This is a genomic window from Bradyrhizobium manausense (assembly GCF_001440035.1).
Lineage (GTDB): Bacteria > Pseudomonadota > Alphaproteobacteria > Rhizobiales > Xanthobacteraceae > Bradyrhizobium > Bradyrhizobium manausense.
Map to the genome: position 1 here is coordinate 721,252 of NZ_LJYG01000108.1, position 17,964 is coordinate 739,215.

At 63.4% G+C, this 17,964-nt stretch carries 19 protein-coding genes, 1 tRNA gene and 2 pseudogenes; 8 read left to right on the forward strand and 14 right to left on the reverse strand.

The features are described from left to right. A partial coding sequence (locus AOQ71_RS33570; protein ID WP_245317305.1) for an FAD-dependent monooxygenase occupies nucleotides 1-900 on the forward strand: 900 nt, incomplete at its 5' end. Nucleotides 901-1,002: 102 nt separating this feature from the next. On the opposite strand, the gene AOQ71_RS33575 is transcribed toward AOQ71_RS33570, so the two are convergent. Genes AOQ71_RS33575 through AOQ71_RS33585 form a run of 3 tightly spaced genes read right to left on the reverse strand, consistent with a single transcriptional unit; the run spans nucleotide 1,003 to nucleotide 3,783 of the window. Then, nucleotides 1,003-2,181, reverse strand: coding sequence for a saccharopine dehydrogenase family protein (locus AOQ71_RS33575; RefSeq protein WP_057756316.1), 1,179 nt, complete (start codon nucleotides 2,179-2,181; stop codon nucleotides 1,003-1,005). 9 nt (nucleotides 2,182-2,190) lie between these two features. Then, the gene (locus AOQ71_RS33580; protein WP_057756320.1) at nucleotides 2,191-2,973 is read right to left on the reverse strand and encodes a DUF169 domain-containing protein; all 783 of its coding nucleotides are present in this window, start codon (nucleotides 2,971-2,973) and stop codon (nucleotides 2,191-2,193) included. A 42-nt stretch (nucleotides 2,974-3,015) separates the two neighbouring features. After that, complete coding sequence (locus tag AOQ71_RS33585; protein WP_057756324.1) at nucleotides 3,016-3,783, reverse strand: YdcF family protein; 768 nt, start codon at nucleotides 3,781-3,783, stop codon at nucleotides 3,016-3,018. A 191-nt stretch (nucleotides 3,784-3,974) separates the two neighbouring features. Here AOQ71_RS33585 and AOQ71_RS33590 point away from each other — a divergent pair, with 191 nt between their 5' ends. From AOQ71_RS33590 to AOQ71_RS33600, 3 genes are all read left to right on the forward strand, one after another. Next, nucleotides 3,975-4,916 (forward strand): acetamidase/formamidase family protein, encoded by a 942-nt coding sequence (locus tag AOQ71_RS33590; RefSeq protein ID WP_057756327.1) that lies wholly within the window; start codon nucleotides 3,975-3,977, stop codon nucleotides 4,914-4,916. A gap of 199 nt (nucleotides 4,917-5,115) precedes the next feature. Beyond that, nucleotides 5,116-5,313, forward strand: coding sequence for a hypothetical protein (locus tag AOQ71_RS33595; RefSeq protein WP_007603456.1), 198 nt, complete (start codon nucleotides 5,116-5,118; stop codon nucleotides 5,311-5,313). A 75-nt stretch (nucleotides 5,314-5,388) separates the two neighbouring features. Further along, nucleotides 5,389-5,865, forward strand: a complete 477-nt coding sequence (locus AOQ71_RS33600) for a GcrA family cell cycle regulator (protein WP_057756330.1) — start codon at nucleotides 5,389-5,391, stop codon at nucleotides 5,863-5,865. Between the two features lie 285 nt (nucleotides 5,866-6,150). Here the strand turns inward: AOQ71_RS33600 and AOQ71_RS33605 are convergent, their stop codons facing one another. Next, a complete protein-coding gene (locus tag AOQ71_RS33605) occupies nucleotides 6,151-7,635 on the reverse strand; it encodes a porin (protein WP_057756333.1) in 1,485 nt (494 codons plus the stop codon). 411 nt (nucleotides 7,636-8,046) lie between these two features. Between AOQ71_RS33605 and AOQ71_RS33610 the strand changes: the two genes are divergently transcribed. Continuing rightward, nucleotides 8,047-8,553 carry a MarR family winged helix-turn-helix transcriptional regulator gene (locus AOQ71_RS33610; RefSeq protein WP_057756336.1) on the forward strand — a complete coding sequence of 169 codons (507 nt, stop codon included), beginning with the start codon at nucleotides 8,047-8,049 and terminating at the stop codon, nucleotides 8,551-8,553. Between the two features lie 22 nt (nucleotides 8,554-8,575). Here the strand turns inward: AOQ71_RS33610 and AOQ71_RS33615 are convergent, their stop codons facing one another. From AOQ71_RS33615 to AOQ71_RS33625, 3 genes are all read right to left on the reverse strand, one after another. Next, nucleotides 8,576-9,691 (reverse strand): alpha/beta hydrolase family protein, encoded by a 1,116-nt coding sequence (locus AOQ71_RS33615; protein WP_057756339.1) that lies wholly within the window; start codon nucleotides 9,689-9,691, stop codon nucleotides 8,576-8,578. Nucleotides 9,692-9,980: 289 nt separating this feature from the next. Continuing rightward, the gene (locus tag AOQ71_RS33620; protein ID WP_057756342.1) at nucleotides 9,981-10,952 is read right to left on the reverse strand and encodes an SDR family NAD(P)-dependent oxidoreductase; all 972 of its coding nucleotides are present in this window, start codon (nucleotides 10,950-10,952) and stop codon (nucleotides 9,981-9,983) included. Between the two features lie 138 nt (nucleotides 10,953-11,090). Then, on the reverse strand, nucleotides 11,091-11,999 hold the full coding sequence (locus AOQ71_RS33625; RefSeq protein WP_057756345.1) for a dihydrodipicolinate synthase family protein: 909 nt from the start codon (nucleotides 11,997-11,999) through the stop codon (nucleotides 11,091-11,093). A 322-nt stretch (nucleotides 12,000-12,321) separates the two neighbouring features. Here AOQ71_RS33625 and AOQ71_RS33630 point away from each other — a divergent pair, with 322 nt between their 5' ends. Then, on the forward strand, nucleotides 12,322-12,561 hold the full coding sequence (locus tag AOQ71_RS33630; protein WP_057756768.1) for a hypothetical protein: 240 nt from the start codon (nucleotides 12,322-12,324) through the stop codon (nucleotides 12,559-12,561). 126 nt (nucleotides 12,562-12,687) lie between these two features. On the opposite strand, the gene AOQ71_RS33635 is transcribed toward AOQ71_RS33630, so the two are convergent. Beyond that, complete coding sequence (locus AOQ71_RS33635; RefSeq protein WP_057756348.1) at nucleotides 12,688-13,662, reverse strand: alpha/beta hydrolase fold domain-containing protein; 975 nt, start codon at nucleotides 13,660-13,662, stop codon at nucleotides 12,688-12,690. Between the two features lie 121 nt (nucleotides 13,663-13,783). On the opposite strand from AOQ71_RS33635, the gene AOQ71_RS33640 reads away from it, so the two are divergent. After that, nucleotides 13,784-14,413, forward strand: a complete 630-nt coding sequence (locus tag AOQ71_RS33640; protein ID WP_057756351.1) for a TetR/AcrR family transcriptional regulator — start codon at nucleotides 13,784-13,786, stop codon at nucleotides 14,411-14,413. Nucleotides 14,414-14,584: 171 nt separating this feature from the next. Further along, on the forward strand, nucleotides 14,585-14,827 hold the full coding sequence (locus tag AOQ71_RS33645) for a hypothetical protein (protein ID WP_245317306.1): 243 nt from the start codon (nucleotides 14,585-14,587) through the stop codon (nucleotides 14,825-14,827). 92 nt (nucleotides 14,828-14,919) lie between these two features. Here AOQ71_RS33645 and AOQ71_RS33650 read toward each other — a convergent pair. The 6 genes and pseudogenes from AOQ71_RS33650 to plsX all read right to left on the reverse strand — a co-directional run. Next, a tRNA-Pro gene (locus tag AOQ71_RS33650) sits at nucleotides 14,920-14,997 on the reverse strand. 108 nt (nucleotides 14,998-15,105) lie between these two features. Next, nucleotides 15,106-15,207 (reverse strand): annotated as a pseudogene (locus AOQ71_RS49030) (MerR family transcriptional regulator); the annotation flags it as partial. A 3-nt stretch (nucleotides 15,208-15,210) separates the two neighbouring features. Then, a pseudogene (locus AOQ71_RS33655) lies at nucleotides 15,211-15,685 on the reverse strand (MerR family transcriptional regulator); the annotation flags it as partial. Between the two features lie 25 nt (nucleotides 15,686-15,710). Then, entirely contained in the window at nucleotides 15,711-16,052 is a 342-nt protein-coding gene (locus tag AOQ71_RS33660) for an integration host factor subunit alpha (protein ID WP_018456841.1), read from the reverse strand. A 134-nt stretch (nucleotides 16,053-16,186) separates the two neighbouring features. Further along, nucleotides 16,187-17,167: a beta-ketoacyl-ACP synthase III gene (locus AOQ71_RS33665; RefSeq protein WP_057756353.1), complete on the reverse strand. Its 981-nt coding sequence runs from the start codon at nucleotides 17,165-17,167 to the stop codon at nucleotides 16,187-16,189. Then, on the reverse strand, nucleotides 17,164-17,964 hold an 801-nt coding region (gene plsX / locus AOQ71_RS33670; RefSeq protein WP_245317307.1), incomplete at its 5' end, for a phosphate acyltransferase PlsX. The genes plsX and AOQ71_RS33665, both read right to left, overlap by 4 nt.

A 17,964-nucleotide genomic window follows, 5' to 3' on the forward strand; every position in this document is an offset into this window, starting at 1 on the left:
CCCGCCGTGAACGTCTGCCGCGCCTCGCTGAACGAGATGCTGATCGACAAGGCCTGGTGCACGTGCGCGTCGCTCTATTTCGACAAGCGCCTGATCAAGATCGAGGATCGCGGCGACCAGCCCATCATCGCCTATTTCGCCGACGGCACCACCGCGGAGGGCGATTTTCTGATCGGCGCCGACGGCGTGCATTCGATCACGCGGCGCCAGGTTGTGCCTGATGGTCCCAAACCCTTCAACACCGGACTGATCGGCTTCGGCGGCTTCGTCCCTCATTCGGCCCTCGGCGGCAGGGCGATCGGCGGGCGTGTCGAGACCACGTTCGGACAGAGCGGCTTCTTCGGCTACGGCTATTGCAGCCCGGATCCCAAGGACGGCGCGATGTGGTGGAGCACGCAGCCCGCGCACGGCATGGATGCCGCGATGTTTCGCGCGCTCGACGCACAGGCGCTGAAGCAGCATCTGCGCGGCTTCCATCAGGGCTGGCACGATCCGATCCCCGGGATCATCGAGGCGGCCGAGAACATTGTGGTCACCGACACTTTCGACGTCGCAACCTTGCCGACCTGGTCACGCAAGCGATCGCTGCTGATCGGCGACGCCGCCCATGCAACCAGCCCGCATGCCGGACAGGGCGCCTCGCTCGCGCTGGAAGATGCGATGCGGCTCGCCCGGCTGATGCAGGAGGGTCAGGAGTTGACGGCTACCTTCCAGGCCTTCGAAGCCGAACGTCGGCCGCGCGCGGAAAAGATCGTCGCCATCGCCCGGCGCAACGGCAACAACAAACGCGAGTTCAGCGCCGCCGGCGCGTGGATGAGAAATCACATGATCAAACTTCTGTTGCCACTGGGCTCGAAGGGCATGGACTTCATGTACGCCTATGACGCGAGGGCGGCGTAGAGACAATTCAGCTGCCGTAGGGCGGGCAAAGCGCAGCGTGCCCACCACCGAGAGATGGTGGGGACGGCGCGTTGCGCCTTTGCCCACCCTACGAGAGCCGGGCTAGCTCTCCACCTCAAACCTCAGCCCTGCGTGCTCCTGCAGCCGCCTGATCAGTCTGTGCTGCATCGCTGCGCCCGGTGTCCAGAAGCCGGATGCGACGTCAGTCGCGTCACGCAGCAGGCAGACCGCGCATTCGGAGATCATCTTCGAGGTCGAGCCATAGCCGGGATCTCGGTCGCCGGTCACACCGGCGCGAACCATGCGGCCGTCGGGCGCGATCGCGACATAAAGCAAATTGAAGAGCCCGTTCTCGCGCTCCTCCTTCGATGGCCCCTCGCCCGGCTTCGGCGCGCTCGGGCCGGTCTTCTCGGCGTTCGCCGCCATCACGCGCTTGGCGTTGGCCTCGCCCTTCTCGCCGGGACCGGTCAGGACCATCTCGTCATAGACGAAGTCCTGGCCGTAGGGAAAGCCCATCAGCATGTTGGAGCGATGGACGTTGCGGGTGTTGATCAGCGCCATCATGAACGGCGCGGCCCAGGAGTTCAGATCTTCCTCGATCAGCGGCTTGTTGCCCCTCGGCTGCTTCGGACCGGTGAAGCCAGGCGTCAATGCGAACGGATCGTTCAGGATCGCGACGAGGCTGATGTCCTTGGCGACAGCATCGAAGGTCGCCTTGGCGCTCGCGGCAGTGCCGCCCGAGAGCGTACCGCGCATGTCGCGCACGCGGCCTTTCACGCGCGGGGCCGGAGCGCCGAACACGCGCCTGGCCTCTTCCTGCACGAAGAACGTACCGAGCTCGAACGGCACGGAGTCGAAGCCGCAGGAGAACACGATGCGCGCGCCGCTCGCCTTCGCAGCCGCCTCGTATTTGTCAATCATCTGCCGCATCCAGATCGGCTCGCCGCAGAGATCGAAATAGTCCGTACCCGCGGCGACGCAGGCCGCCAGCAGCGCCTCGCCGTAGAGCTGATACGGGCCAACCGTCGTGATGACAGATCTCGTCTGCTCCGCCATCGCCTTCAGCGAGGCCGCATCGGACGCATCCGCCACGATCAGCGGCGTGTCGGCGGGCGCGCCGATCGCATCGCGCACGGATTTCAGCTTGTCGAGGCTGCGTCCAGCCATCGCCCATTTGAGCTGCTTGTCGTTCTTGTAATGCGCCGCCAAATATTCGGCCACGAGCTGGCCGGTGAAACCGGTCGCGCCGTAGACGACGATGTCGAATTTCGCAGAGCTCATGACTGGCCTTTACTTCTTTGCGTAGCTCACGCCCATGCCGGCGCGGACGTCGCTTTGAATTCCATAGGGCGGGATCGGATAGCGCAGGCCGTTTTTGGCCAGCGCCTTCATGCCTTCGATTGCCTTGGCGAGATGATGCGGCTTCAGCGCCATCAGCATCTCCTCATCAGGCACGCCGCCATAGCGCCGTTCGGCATAGCATGGCAAGGACAGGCTGGGCTCGCCTGATTTCAGCGCCCGCCCCCAGGAATCCGCGCACGCGGTCTCCCCGACCACCCCCCATTCGAACTTCTTGTAGCCGGTATATTGCAGCCCGTTGATCAGGATGATCATCTGGCCGGGCGTGGCGTAGACGAGGCAGATGTCGGGCGGATCGAGCCGGCCGCTTGCGAGCGGGCTGACCGCGAGCGCCTGATACTGCCCAAACGGAACCACGTCCAGCGCCTCCTGGCGCTTGCGCGCATCCTCCGCGGTGCCATGCCAGACCCCGACATAGTTTTCGCCGGCGAGCCATTTCTCGTCCTGAGGGCTAAGGCCGATCACCGCGCGGCACTGGTTGCCGACGAGATCGTCGCCGGTGATGCCCACGGTCCAGCCGAGCCGCGAGGCCATGCTGACGATCTGGTCGGTGGTGTGGATCGCAGTCGGCCGCCGGATCTTCGGGATCGCTTCCATGTCTTCGGCACGCGCGAACAGCTTCATGCCGATCACCGTGGTCTTCAGCCGCAACAGATTGTTGAGATCGGCGACGAGACCGGCAAGATCGATCCTGTCTGCACTCTGCTGTTGCATTGGAAGCCTCCCGACGGCTCGTTTGCGTTTCTGCGCTCTGTTCTAGTCCTTCGCCGGTCCCGGAAGCAACTCGCTGGTCCGGCCCATGAGGCGGTAGGCCAGAAGGCCGATCCATTCGCGCACCGCCACATCGGTGCGGCCGAGACCGTCCGCGCTGATATTGGTGAAAGAAAACAAATCGTCGGGGCCTCCCATCCGCCAGTCGACGGGATAGGCCTCGACGTCAAATCCGGCCTTGCGGAAAATGCCCATCGAACGCGGCATGTGAAAAGCCGAAGTGATCAGCAGCCAACGCTCGCCTGGCTTCGGCTGCACCAGGCGCTTCGTGAAGATCGCGTTCTCGTAAGTGTTGCGCGAGTTCCGCTCCACGACCAGGCGCTCTTTCGGAATGCCGATGCCCTCGAGGATCGGCACCGAATAGTCGGCCTCTCTGGCGTCGGTCGAGACCAGGTTCGCCGAGCCTCCCGTGAAGACGATACGCGCCTTCGGATAACGGCGTGCGAGCTCGGCCGGCGCCAACAAGCGATCGGCCGCATGCGCGACCACCGGGGTGCGATGCGCCGCCGACAGATCGGTATCGACGGAGCCGCCCAGCACGATGATGCCGTCGGGCGCGCCGCGCGATGGATTCCACGGCGGAAAACGCGATTCCAGCGGATAGAGCAGGAGATTGCCGAGCGGCGAAAATGCCGCGAGCGCGAGCAGGACCAGCGTGGCCACGGCCAGCTTGCGGCCGAACCGGGCAAAGCGCGTTGCCATCAGCACGACCGCGATGATCCCGAGCTCGACCAGAAGATTGAGCGGCAGCACCGCGGCACCAAGCGTCTTGGAAAGAACGAAGAACAGAAGAAACCTCGCTGAAATGATCGTAGCTGTGCCACGCGGGCTTGACCCGCCCGCTTGTCTTCAGAAATCTTCTTGGAAGAGGATCGATTGCCGGGTCAAGCCCGGCCATTGCAAGTTCTCAAGCGCTTTCGAATGAAAACGACTGGACCCCGCAAATGACCCATCACCACCTGCATGCGAGCGCCGAAACCTGCCATTGGGGCTTCTTCGAAGCCAGCCTCAAGCCAGTCCTCACTGTCGCAAGCGACGACGAGGTCACAGTCGACACCATCAGCGGCGGGCCCGAAGTGATCCCGGACCGCAGCCGATTTCACGTTCCGCCCGAGATGGCCGAGGTGCATGCGAAATCCGATCGGATGGTGCCAGGTCACATTCTCACCGGGCCGATCGCCGTCGGCGGTGCCGAACCCGGCGACGTCCTCCAGATCGATATCCTCGACGTCCAGCTTCGGCAGGATTGGGGCTGGAATCTGATCAAGCCGCTCGCCGGCACCCTGCCCGACGATTTCCACGAGACCCGACTTCTCAACATCCCGCTGGACCGGGCGCGGATGGTCGGCCGTATGCCCTGGGGCCTCGACCTGCCCCTGAAGCCGTTTTTCGGCGTGATGGGCGTTTCGCCGCCCGCCAGCTGGGGCCGCATCTCCTCGCTCGTCCCGCGCGCCATGGGCGGCAACCTCGACAACAAGGAACTCGGCGCCGGCGCGACGCTCTATCTGCCGGTGTTCGTCCCGGGCGCGATGTTCTCCTGCGGCGACGGCCATGGCGTGCAGGGCGACGGCGAGGTCTGCGTCACCGCGATCGAGACCGCGCTCTCGGGCCGTTTCCGGCTGACGCTGCGCAAGGATTTGCGGTTCACCTATCCGCGCGCGGAGACGCCGACCCACTACATCACCATGGCGATGGACCCCGACCTCGACCAATGCGCGGTCCGCGCGCTGCGCGACATGATCGCGCTGCTCGGCGAAACGCGAAACCTCTCGCGCGAGGACGCCTACACGCTGTGCAGCCTCGCAGCAAATCTGCGGGTGACTCAGACCGTCAACGGCTCCAAGGGCATCCATTGCATGATCGAAAAAGCGATCGTGCACGGCTGAGCCCGGCCAAACCTCCTGCCTGCTGACACCACGCGCTGCCCGGCAATCCCGCGCGGCGCGTCGGCGCGCGCCAATTTTTCTGAGCGATTCCAATACGCTGCGCCACCGATAAAGCCAGGATTTGACTTCCACCCCCGAACCTAAATAGAGTCTTAATCGTTACTTTTATGTACCTGAGTAAGAGGCTAGCGTTCGGGCCATGGCCACCGAAAAAGCCGAGACTGACCGCATTCCCGTAACCTTGGCGCTCTCGACCATCACCTATCTGGAAAAACTGGTGAGACAGGGCACCCACGGCACCAGCGTTCCCGGCGTCGCACGGACATTGATCGAGGAGGGCATCCGTCTCGCCATCAAGGACGGGCTTTTGTCGATCCGCGACAATGGCAGGACGTGAACGCGCGACGAGCGTGAAAAGCGGACGGATCTCGGGCTGCTGATGGCCGGATGTCGCAACCTGGGACCGTTACAAATGCCTGTGCTCTCTCCGACCTGGACCGTTGAACGAATTGAACTGCTGAAGCAACACTTCGAGGCCGGCCTGTCCTGCCGCGAGATCGCGGCCGACATCGGCGTCAGCCGCAACGCCGTGATCGGCAAGCTGTCGCGCCTCAATCTCACGCGCGGCCGCACGCTCGACGAGCGCAGGCCGCAGGACCGAACGCCCGTCCCGCGCCCGCGCAAAGCGGTGCCTCGCCTGCAATTTGAAATGCTCGCCACGATCTACGGCGAAGCAGACACGGCAGGGGTGACCGGGCCGATCGACGACGCCAACCGTTGCTCATTGATGGAGCTCGATGCGAATAGCTGCCGCTGGCCGATCTCGACGCCCGGCGCGGAGGATTTCTGCTTCTGCGGCAACGCCGCGCACGAGGGCCAGCCTTATTGCATCGGCCACAGCCGCCTCGCCTACCGGCCCAACTCCCGCGCACGCGTCATGCGCGGCTAAGGCGAGTTCTAGCCTCTCCCCCAACAACAAAAAACCTCCGGCAGGGCACTACCGGAGGTTTCTGGAGGCTTAGCGTGAAGCTAAGAGCCGTGACTTTCGAAATCGGCTGAAAGCTATATAGCTTAGTAACTCAGGTAAGTAAATAAGATTGGCGACCTTTGAAACGCATAGCTCGTCTTCGCCGGCCGCGCAGGAGATTTCTGATTTTTGGAATCAGCCTGACCAATAAAAAAAGCCCCGGCGGTCGCCCGCCGAGGCTCTCCGATCGATTGACGCGATCGATGATCAGAAGTTGCGCTGGGCGCGCAGCATCATGGTGAAGGAGTCCTGGTCCTTCAGCTCGTACACAGCGGCCGGCTTGGCGGCGCTGGCAATCGCCGGCGCGTTGATGAAACCAGAGTACTTCTGGTCCAGACGCGACCAGCTCAGGTCAGCCGTGAACGCCAGGTTCTTGACCGGAGTCCACACGGTGTTGACACCGACGACGCCGAAGTTGAAGTCGGGGTTACAGGTCGAACCGGCCACGGCGATCGTAGCGAAGTTGGCGCAGATCATGGACTTGCCCGTCGAGCCGTAGCTCAGCGAACCATAACCACCATAGATGGCGCTCGCCCAATTCGGGCTCCAGTTGTGGGTATAACCACCGCGGACGCCCCAGGTCTTGACCGTATCGATGCCGGTACCGGTTCCGAAGACGCCGTCAGCAAGACCGGCGAAGCCGATGCTCTGATAGGCCGAGCTGCTGCCGCCGAACATGAAGAAGGCTTGCGGGAACAGGCTCTGGAAGTTGTAGCGGGTCGCACCGTCGGTATAGACGGCCTGCAGGTTGATCACGTCACCCGCACCGGTCGGGATGTTCTTGATCGACAACGAGCCCTGCACAGCCCAGCCCCACTTGTCGCTGGGATGACCGCTGGTTTCCGTCGCGCCGTAATAGGCCGCATGCAGATCATGCGCCGCGACCGAGATCTGGGCCAGACCCCAGGCCTGGTCGACACGGACCGCACCGGTGATGTCGGGTGAACGTGTTCCACCCCAATCGTTGGCGCCATAGACGCCGGTCACGAACTGGGCGGCCGTGCCCGACGAGACGTTCCAGAGATTCGACTGGCCGTTCGACGCGGTCGTCTCTTCCTCCAACGCGATCGAACCGGTGATGCCCTGGCCGAAATCAGCCGTATAGGCAACCTGGTTGATGCCGTTGACGTGGTTGGAGCCGCCCGGAAGGGTGTCGGGACCGCCCGCCACATAGCTCTGCCACGGGGCATCGAAGATCGAGACGGTGCGACCGAAGGTGAAGCCGGCAAACTGGATGAACGCGTGGTAGAGACCGAGCGCAGCCGAGCTGGACGAGATCGCCGACGGGTTGCTGCCGGTGACGTCGGACGAACTATAGGTAAAGACCATGTCGGCATAGGTTCGCACGACGCCGTATTCGGTCGCGGTGCGCGTATCGACGTTGAGGTCCATACGAGCGCGGGCGAGATAGTAGTTGGTCAGACGGTTGTTCGACCCACCGTTCGCAGAGCTGGTGCTCTTGTTGAAGTCATAGTCGCCACCACCGCCGAGAACAGCGTCAGCGCGGACGTAACCGCCGAACTTGATGCAGGTGTCGGTGCCCGGCATGTAGTAGAAACCCGCACCGTACAGCGAGCAGATCTTCACGTATTCGACCGCCTTGGCCTTGACCGGAAGATCAGCCGCCTGAGCTCCACCGACGGCGATCAGACCCGCCGCAGTGCCGAGCAAAAGGCTCTTCACCACTTTCATTTAAAACCTCCAAGTTGCTCATTTTACGGAGATCGGACCGGATGGCCCCCCAGATCCCCGTCTCTTCATCAAATCCGCTCGGCCGCTTCGCGCTTTCGGACGTACCCGCGAAAGACGCGAGGGACGTGAACGAACCACCTGCAACGGGACGATCGAGAACCCCCCACCGTCACGGATCAATATGCCTGCGCCGTTCCGTTAATCAAAATAGTTTATTAGATCAGCTTTGTTGTTTCACTAACCCTGTGTCTGCGGCGCAACACCGCCCCCGGGGCCAAAATGCTGACCGGCTCATATTTGTAGTTTCCGTGACACAATTACCCTGCTCTGCACTTGCGTCAGGGCAGACTTGCGTGGACTATGCCCACCGCGAAGACTGGCGAGAATGAATCAGCTTGCGGGAGAGACGCGGTGTCAGCGACGAGGAAAGAAGGGGCGCGCCTCCGCTCCGCCGGCAATTTCGATATCATCAGGCGATTCACCTGGGAGATATCCTCGATCAACATGTACCTGGAGGAGCTGCGTCAGTTCTGGGCCAGGACGCTCGGCATCAGCGGACCGCAATGGCTGATCCTGATGGCGATTTCCGACCTCGACAAGAATGACGGCGTGCCCATCAACGTAGTCTCCAAGCTGCTTCACGTCGACCCGTCCTTCGTCACCACCCAGTCCAAGCTTCTCGAGAAAAAGGGCCTGCTGCGCCGCCGCCCCTCGCCAACGGATGCCCGCGTGGTGCGGCTGTCGCTGGTCGAGAAAACGCAGAAACACATCGCGAGCCTCAACGAGCAGTACAAGACGATTCGCGAATTCGTCTTCCAGGAATTCGACGAGAACGAGCTGACGGAATTCACCGCCAAGCTCGCGACGCTGAAGAGCCGGCTCGAGAAAGCCTGCGTCAGGATCTCCCTGGACTTCTAAGGCCGCTCGGTCTGAACGCCGCTCAGATCGGCTTCGCGGCGGCCCCGAGCTGGGATTCGAGCCAGTCGAAGATGTATTCGTTGGCAAGGCTCGGATTGTCGGCATGTGCCTGTGCCGCGCCGGTCTCCGCTGCGGTGAACACCTTCAGCACGATGTCCGAGCTACCGAGGCGGGATTTCTGCACGATCTGCTGCGCTCGGTCGGCCTCGAGCCAGCCGTCCTCGCCCAGCGTGATCAGCACCGGGCACTCGGCGCTTGACGCCATCAGCGGCGCATGCGGCACCGGAACGATGCTGAGGTCCGTCATGGCAAAACGGCTGGCAAAGAACGACCGCTCGTGCAGATCCCACAGACCGCCATCGCAGACGGCCGCGGCAAATCGCGGCTCCTGCAACACCGCGCGCGCGACGAACGACGAGCCCCACCCGTCGGCCACGATCGCAACGCGATCGAAATCGACATCGCTGCGCAGCTCCAAATAATCCATGGCGCTGGTGATCGAGCTCTCGATGTCCCGCCGCTGCAGCAGCACGTCCACGTAATCGTCGCGCTCGACACCGAGCAGATCGAGCGCCAGCATCGCAAATCCGCGCTCGCGTGCATGCGGCGCAAGCTTGACCAGGAATTCCTCCTTGCGATGCCCGGGCTCACCGATGCAAATCACGGTCGGAGCGCGGCCGTTCGCCGCGGGCGGGGGCAGGAAATAGCCCTGCAATGAATGCGCTTCGCCCCAGGGGATTGTCACGACCTCGCCGGCGGGCCCGCGCGCCGCGAGGAAACGGCGGGCGCATTCCTGCATCGCGAGCACCGCGACCCAGCGGCGCTCGTCGGCGGGATCGAGCGGCATCGCGGCTGCACCGTAATAATTCATCGCGCGCAGCCAATTGCGTTGCGCGGTGACCCTGTGGCCTTCGGCGAAGGCCGCTTCGGCACGATGCCTGTTGGCCTGGGCCAGCTTCTTCCACTCGCGATGCCAGGACTGTTCGTCGCCGTGCTTGAGCCGCCGTGCGATCATCAGGCATTCGGCGATGGTGGCGCCACCCTCTTGTGCCGCGGTCAGCAACCGGGTGAACTCAGCGGAGATATCTTCTCTCTCCGGGCAGAGGATGAAGTCGTCGGAGAGGCATGCGGGTATCATCGGAGCGACGCTCTGTCGTGGCATTACTCCTGATTCACTAAACTATTTTGGTTCCCCGACCAAGCAGCGCTGCGCCGAATGAGACCTATTCAAGATCACCATCGCTTGAACGCGGGAATATCCTTGCATGCGTGACTTTCGGTCTCGCCATGACGTCGTCAGGATGAGCAAGGGGCGCCGGCAAATACCTGAGTAAAATGTATCGCGCGCCCCTTGCGATGACGATGATCATCCCTACCTAGGCAAGCCGTTATTGGCAGCCTCAGCCAAGCGAGGCAGCCAAGGAGAGTCAGCCAAGCCGCCAGCCGACCTCCTGGGTAAAGCTTTCGTAGAAGGCGCGGTCATAGGCCTGCTCTGGCGTCGCGCGGACACGTTCGTCGAGACGCTTTGCGTCATCTCCCACAAGAATACGCCACCGCTCTGCCTTGACGCCGTCCAGGATTATCTTGGCGGCCTGTGCAGCGGTCGTCGGTGCATCCTCGAGGAAGCTGCGGGCGCGCTCGGCGAACGCCGCCTGGATGTCCTCGTCCGACATTTTGTCAGCATCTGGCACGCCGGCCGCGACCATGCGCTTACGGGTCAGCGCGACCTCGTCGGCATTGAGCCGCTCCGAGCCGTCGCCGCTCTGCACCTTGCGGGAATTGGAGACGATCGAGGTGCCGATATGACCGGGCATCACCACCGAGCATTTGACGTGCGGGGCATGCAGGCGGAGATCGGTGATCAGCGCTTCGGTGAATCCCTTCACGGCAAATTTCGCCGAGCTGTAGGCGGTGTGCGCCTGGCCCATGCCGATCGAGGCCCAGAAGCCGTTGACGCTGGCGGTATTGACGATGTGGGCTTCGTCCGCCGCAACCAGCATCGGCAGGAAGGTGCGGACGCCGAGATAGACGCCGCCCCAGCAGATGTTGAAGGTGCGCTCCCACTGCTCGCGCGTGTTGGTGAACAGGCTGCCGCCGCCGCCGATACCGGCATTGTTGAACAAGAGATGGATCTTGTCCGTCTTCTGCTGCTCAGCAAGTTCAGCGCGAAAACGCTTCAGATGATCCTCGATCGAGACGTCGGCGACATGGGTGGTTACGCGCAGGCCCTGCGGCAGCTTCTCAACCTCGCAAAGCCGCTTGGTCTCGGCCATCGCAGCTTCCGAGACGTCGCACATCGCGACGTTGCAGCCTTCGGCCACGAGCTGCCGCGCGAGCTCCCGCCCCATGCCCGTGCCGCCACCGGTGATGACGGCGATCTTTCCAGCAAATTCCTTCATGGGACTTTCGGCCCTCCCCGCTCTGTTTCTTCGTCATTGCCGCGCCGCGCTTGCGACGCGCGCAAAATGTAGCAGCGCCGCATCAGCAGGTAAAAGCGGATGGGCGCTGCAATCGTTTTGATTATTTCGGCGCGCGAACTATTCGGCCGCTTCGCCCCGCGCCCCGCTCAAGGCGCCGAGCGCCTCCAGCGCCTTGCGGATCACCGCCTGCTGCGCGGGTGAAGCCTCCGGCATTGGCGCGCGCGGATAGGTCCTGGGCAGGCCCTGCAGCGTTTGTGCGTAGCGCGTGCAGGCCGGCAGATTATCGGCAATAACAGCGTTCCACAGTGTCAGCAGCTTCTTGTGCAGATCGAGCGCGCGCCCATGGTCACCCGCCTTCACTGCATCCCACAGCGCCACCGAGGCATGCGGCGCGGCGGTCAGAATCGCGGCGATCGAGCCGTGGGCGCCGAGCGTATAGGACGGATACATCAGGGCATCGACCGCACTGTAAATCAGCTTGTCCGGCGCCATCATCATGAGGTCCGCAAACAGCTTCAGATCGCCGGCGCTCTGCTTGACGCCGACCACCAGCGGCACTTCGGCCATGATCCGCGTCAGCAGCGCCGGCGACAGGTATGACCACGGCACCACATTGTAGATGATGATGGGCATGCCGGTTTCTTCGGCCATGGCGCGGAAATGCGCCACCATCGCCTCATCATCCGGCTTGAACAGATAGTGCACCGGCGTGACCTGGAGCGCTGCGACATCCATGTCGCGCACCAGCTTGCCGCGGCGGATCGCATCGCGCGTGGAATCCACGATGATGCCGGCGATGACGGGAATGCGTCCTTTCACCGCCTCAACCGTCGCTTCGATCAGGTCGCGATATTCCTCATGATCAAGCGTGTGCCCCTCACCGGTCGAGCCACCGGCCGCGACGCCATGCGCGCCGGCGCCGATCATCCAGTCGACCTGAGGCGCCACGAGCTTGTAGTCGATCTCGCCGTCTTTCCGGAACGGTGTCGTCATCGGCGGGATCACGCCGGTCGGTCGTACCCTCATGGTCTGCCCTCGCGTTTCCATTGTCATGTGCCGGTCCCGCTCTTTTGACGGATATTGCGCACGCCTCGAAGCGTATCGGCTGGGCCGGTCTTGTGAAGCGCTGAAGGCGCGGCGCAGCCCCTCCATTCGCTCATTGCTCTCTTATTTCCTGGGAGTTCCCCGTATTTGTCCGGCTTCGATTAAGGGACAAATTTTTTACAATCCGAATCGTCAAATGGGGCATTGGGGCGAGCAGGCCCAGCCAGCGTGTCGTTTCCGACACAGGCTGTGGCACTCGGCTTGCATCCTCCTCGTGGTCGAAACTGCCGATGAGGTGACTGGAATGTTCATAACTGTCGTTGCCGTGCTCTGCCGGCTTGGCGCTGCTGCCTCGGGCAGCTGTGTCGAGGAAATCGTGACCGACAGCAACATGACGCCCGACATGTCGATGATGGCATGTGCGGTCGGCGCGCAGGCCCCGCTTGCAAAATGGATGGACGAGCATCCGATCTATCGCGCAAATTGGCGCCTTGAGCGCTACAAATGCGTGCCGGGTCACTACGAGATCAAGGGCCGCGCCTAAGGCACCCGCAAAACCGCTGATATCGAGGAGACGCCCGCGGAGTCGCATCGTCCCTCCGTGCGGGCACCACCGACGCGAGGTCTCACGCGAGGCCGCGCGCAGCGTGACATCGGTCACGCTCTTTCTTCAAGCCACCGCCCCCAAAATCATCGCACGCGCCCGCCGGCCCTCCGGCGTCGGCATCAGCGCGTAATTGTGCGGCTGGTCGCGCCACAGATGCAACTCGACCGGCACACCAGCTGCCCGTGCTCGTACCGCGAGATCGACGCTGTCGGGGTAGAGCAGATCGCGCGTGCCCGAAAAGATCGTCATCGGCGCCAGCGCGCGGAACGCGCCATTGAGCGGGCTGACGAAGGGATGGCCGACATCGAGCTCGCCGGCATAGAGCCGCGCGGCCTCGATCATGCCAGGAATATCCTGGATCGGATCGCGCACGGCGATCTCCGCTTGCTCGGGGCGGCCGAGCGAGGCGTCGGCGGCCGGCGAGATCAGCATCAGCCGGTTCGGCTGGCGATGGCCGCGGTCGCGCAACCATTGGCACGCTGCAAGCGCAAGACCCGCCCCGGCCGAATTGCCCACCACCGTGACCTTTGCCTCCCCCGCATCCTCCAGCAGCATCCGCAACAGCTCGGCGGTTGCAGGCACGACATCCTTCGCAGTGGCGCGCGGCGCCAGCGGATAAATCGGTACGACGCAGACGACGTCCGCATCGCGTGTCATCTGGCCGACAAAGCGCCAATGCGCCGGCACGATCTCGTTGATGTAGCCGCCGCCATGCAGGAACATGACGAAATTGCAGCCCTCATGTCCCGACGACGGCGCGGTATAATAGACCGGCCATCCGCCCATCTTGGTCAGCATCGCCTCGACGCCGCGCCCCAAGCCCGTCGGCTCGAACGATGCAGGCTCCAGCGCGAGCTTCTGCACATGGGCCTTCACGGCCTCCGCGGAGGCGAGCTGCTGCTTGTAGGGAAGCAGCCGCAGCAGCAGGTTGAATAGCCGGCTCTGCAGGCTCGGCGCCGGATCGCGGCCGGCCGGCGGACTGAACCCGCAACCCACCGGGCAAAACTGCAAGGCCGACACGATCCTGGCAACGCTCATGGCCACATCCCCATCTGGCTCGTCCGAGGCGGCGACAAAGAGGCTTGCTGACCCGCCGCCCCTCGGCAATATAATGCGAGCATTCACTCGCTTTTCCTACTCGCATTCAGATCACAAGGCCGTGGGCCGCAAGCCGCCGACGAAACCCCGAAAAAGCGCTTCGCAGCAGCGATCCCGCGCCACGGTCGACGCGCTGGTCGAGGCGACCGCTCGCATTCTGGTCAAGGACGGTTTCGAGAAGACCAGCACCAACCGCATCGCCGAAATCGCCGGCGTCAGCATCGGCTCGCTCTATCAATATTTCCCGAGCAAGGAGGCGCTCGTCGCCGCCGTGATCGATCGTCACAACGAGGAGATCATGGCGATCGTCCGTGCAGCGCTCATCGAGGTTGCCGATATGCCGATCGAGAAAGCCGTGCGCCGCCTCGTCACCGTTGCGATCGAAGCGCACCGCATCAACCCCAAACTGCATCGCGTGCTCGCCGAGCAGATCCCGCGCGCGGGCAAGCTTGACGTCGAGGCCTTCAACCGCGAGGTCCACACCCTCATGCGCGCCTATCTCGACAGCCACCGCAAGGAGATGCGCAGGATCGACCTCGATATCGCGACCTTCATCTGCGTCAGCACCATCGAAGCCGTCGCGCACAACACGGTGCTGAACCAGGCCGAGACGCTGCCGGACCGGATCGTGCGGATGCTGGTGGATGAGACGACGCGGATGGTGGTCGGATATCTGCGGCCGCCCGCCTAGCTAGATCTGCCCCGGCGCCGGGACGTCATCGAACCGAGGCCGCGATCGATTCGCGGACGACCGGGACGGCACGCCGCACCCCGTTACCGAACTGTCGCGATTCAAGAACCCGTGCGCATGCCACGCCAGGGATTGAATCCCGCGCGAAGGGTAATTACCTGATGAAGTCAGATGATTAAGTCACCAGAATGGAAGGCGATCGCCATCGCGGCGACGGTTGCGGGCGTCTCGATGTCGCTTTTGGCCGTCGACGCAGCGCTGGACCTGAACGTCGGTGGGCTGACCAAGCGCCTGGAGAGTGCGCAAGCTTCCATCGTGGATACGATGGGACAATATCAACTCGCGTTCGCCGTTCCGACCTGGGCTCGTGGCAAGCCTCCCGCGGACCAGCCGTGTCCGCGCAACCGATGCTGATGACCAACCGCTGACGTCGGATTGTTCGGAGCACAGCAGATCGCTTGCCGATCCCGCGATCGCGCAAGCATTTGGTCCTTCTCTGAAGAAAATGGTCGGAGCGAGAGGATTTGAACCTCCGACCCCTAGTCTCCCAGACTAGTGCGCTAACCGGGCTGCGCCACGCTCCGAACGTCGTTCCATTAGCTAGGATCGGCGCGATGCGCAAGGCGAGCCGCAGCATTTTGGTGTCGTCGCCCAAAGCCCCGGAACTGCCCACAAAGCCGAGGAAAAGCCTGTCAGCCGTCCTTCAGCGCCTGATCCAGCATGTCCCGGCAGGCCACGAGGTCGGCGAGCACCCGACCCAGCCGTTCCCGGTCCAGCGCGCTGGGCCCCGCCGGNNNCGGCGGGCGTGCCGCCCTTGCGGAAGGTGGTGAGGATTTCCTCGTCGTCGACCTCGGTGAAGCGGAAGTCGATGCCCTCCTCCTCGTCCCCCTGATAGTCGTCATCATCGGCATCGGTGATGCCCTTGATGGGCGGCTCCTCGTCCGGCTCCATCAGGCTGGCGCCGATGGCGTCCTCGATCGCGCCGAACGAGACCGCGGCTGCGCCGTCGGCCAGGCCCTGCACCGATTTGACACCGTGCTCCTTCAGGATCCGCTGCACCCCGCGAATGGTGTAGCCCTCGCCGTAAAGCAGGCGGCGGATGCCCTTGAGCAGGTCGACATCGTCAGGGCGATAATAGCGGCGGCCGCCGCTGCGCTTCATCGGCTTGATCTGGGAGAAGCGGGTCTCCCAGAACCGCAGCACGTGCTGCGGAATATCGAGTTCCTGCGCTACTTCGCTGATGGTTCGGAACGCATCCGGCGCCTTGTCCAAATGCCAATCCTTATCCGTTGGGCGGTTACGCCTCGGGTTGAGCCTTGCTGGCATCGCCATTGGTGCGGTGCTGGGCGTTGATCCGCTGCTTCAGGATCGCCGACGGCTTGAACACCATCACCCGCCGCGGCGAGATCGGCACCTCGGTGCCGGTCTTCGGATTACGGCCGATACGCTGGCCCTTCTTGCGGACCATGAAGGAGCCGAACGAGGACAGCTTCACCGTCTCGCCCTTTTCAAGGCAATCGGTGATCTCCTTCAGCACGAGTTCCACGAAGGCGGACGATTCCGTCCGCGACAGGCCCACCTTCTGGTAGACGGCCTCGCAGAGATCCACACGCGTTACGGTTTTGCTTTGATCGGTCATCGCCCTGCCCCACATCACGGCGAACAATTGTTGTCTGAAATTATGAGCTTACGATACGCCGGTCAACACCGCTCATCAATGCAAACGCATCGATATTAGGCGCAGATTCCGGCAAAACTTTACCTGATGTGGCTTTACCAGCGCACCAGCGCGGAGCCCCAGGTGAAGCCGCCGCCCATGGCTTCCAGGAGAACCATGTCGCCGCGCTTGATGCGGCCGTCCTTGCGCGCCACCGCCAGCGCCAGCGGTATAGAGGCTGCCGAGGTGTTGCCGTGGCGGTCGACCGTCAACACCACCTTCTCCGGCGCGATATGGAGCTTGTGGGCGGAGGCATCGATGATTCGCTTGTTGGCCTGGTGCGGCACGAACCAGTCGATGCTGTCGGCATTGAGCCCGGTTGCCTGGAAGGCGTCGACGATCACGTCGGTGATCATGCCGACCGCATGCTTGAAGACCTCGCGGCCCTCCATCCGGAGGTGACCGACCGTCTGGGTCGAGGACGGCCCGCCGTCGACGAACAGCTTGGCCTTGTGCCGGCCGTCGGAGCGCAGATGCGTCGTCACCACGCCACGGTCGGTGGCAGCCATGCCCGGCTGCTCCTGTGCCTCCAGCACGACCGCGCCGGCGCCGTCGCCGAACAGCACGCAGGTGCCGCGGTCGTTCCAGTCGAGGATGCGCGAGAAGGTCTCGGCGCCGATCACCAGCGCGCGCTTATAGGCGCCGGTGCGCAGGAAATTGTCGGCGGTCGCAAGCGCAAACACGAAGCCCGAGCACACCGCCTGCAGGTCGAAGGCCGCGCCGTGGTTGATGCCAAGCGCGTGCTGGACGGCGACGGCCGTTGCGGGGAAGGTGTTGTCAGGTGTCGAGGTCGCGAGCACGATCAGCTCGATCGACTGCGCATCCACGCCGGCATCGGCGAGCGCGGCCTGCGCCGCCTTGATCGCAAGATGCGAGGTGAATTCGCCCTCGGCCGCAATGTGCCGTTCGCGAATACCGGTGCGCTGCACGATCCATTCGTCGGACGTGTCGATACGCGCCGCCAACTGGGCGTTGGTCACCACCTGCTCCGGCAAATAAGAGCCGCAGCCGAGCACGACCGAACGAATCTGAGTCACGAAACAGCCTCCTGCGCGGTCTGCACGGAATTGAGTGCACCACCCTCGCGGTTGAGCATCTGATTGATCTTGTTCAGGAGATCGTAGTGAGCCATCTCATAGCCAACATCGATCGCATAGGCAAAGCCTTCGGCGTTGATTCCGCCGTGGCTCTTGACCACCAGTCCGTTGAGACCCAGCAACACGCCGCCATTCGACTTGTTCGGGTCCATCTTGTCGCGCAGGGCCTGGAAGGCATTGCGGGCAAACAGATAGCCGAGCTTGGACAGCCAGCTCCGCTGAATCTCATGACGGAGTAAGTCCGCCATCTGGCGCGCGGTTCCTTCGGCGGCCTTGAGCGCGATGTTGCCGCTGTAGCCCTCGGTCACGATCACATCGGCCATGCCCTTGCCGATGCCGTCCCCCTCGACGAAGCCGATATATTCGAGTTCCGGCAGGTCCATCGCGCGCAGCATTTCGGCGGCCTCGCGGATCTCCTCGTGCCCCTTGATCTCCTCGGTCCCGATATTGAGCAGGCCGACCGTAGGGCGCTTCTTGTCGAACACCACACTCACCATGGCTGCGCCCATCACCGCGAGCGCCACCAGATGGCGCGCATCGCCGCCGATGGTGGCGCCGAGATCGAGCACGACAGTCTGGCCGCGCGTGGTCGGCCATATCGCTGAAATGGCCGGGCGGTCGATGCCAGGCAGTGTGCGCAGATGGAACCGGGCCATCGCCATCAGCGCGCCGGTGTTGCCGGCGGAGACCGCGACATCGGCCTCCCCCTTCTTCACCGCATCGATGGCGAGCCACAT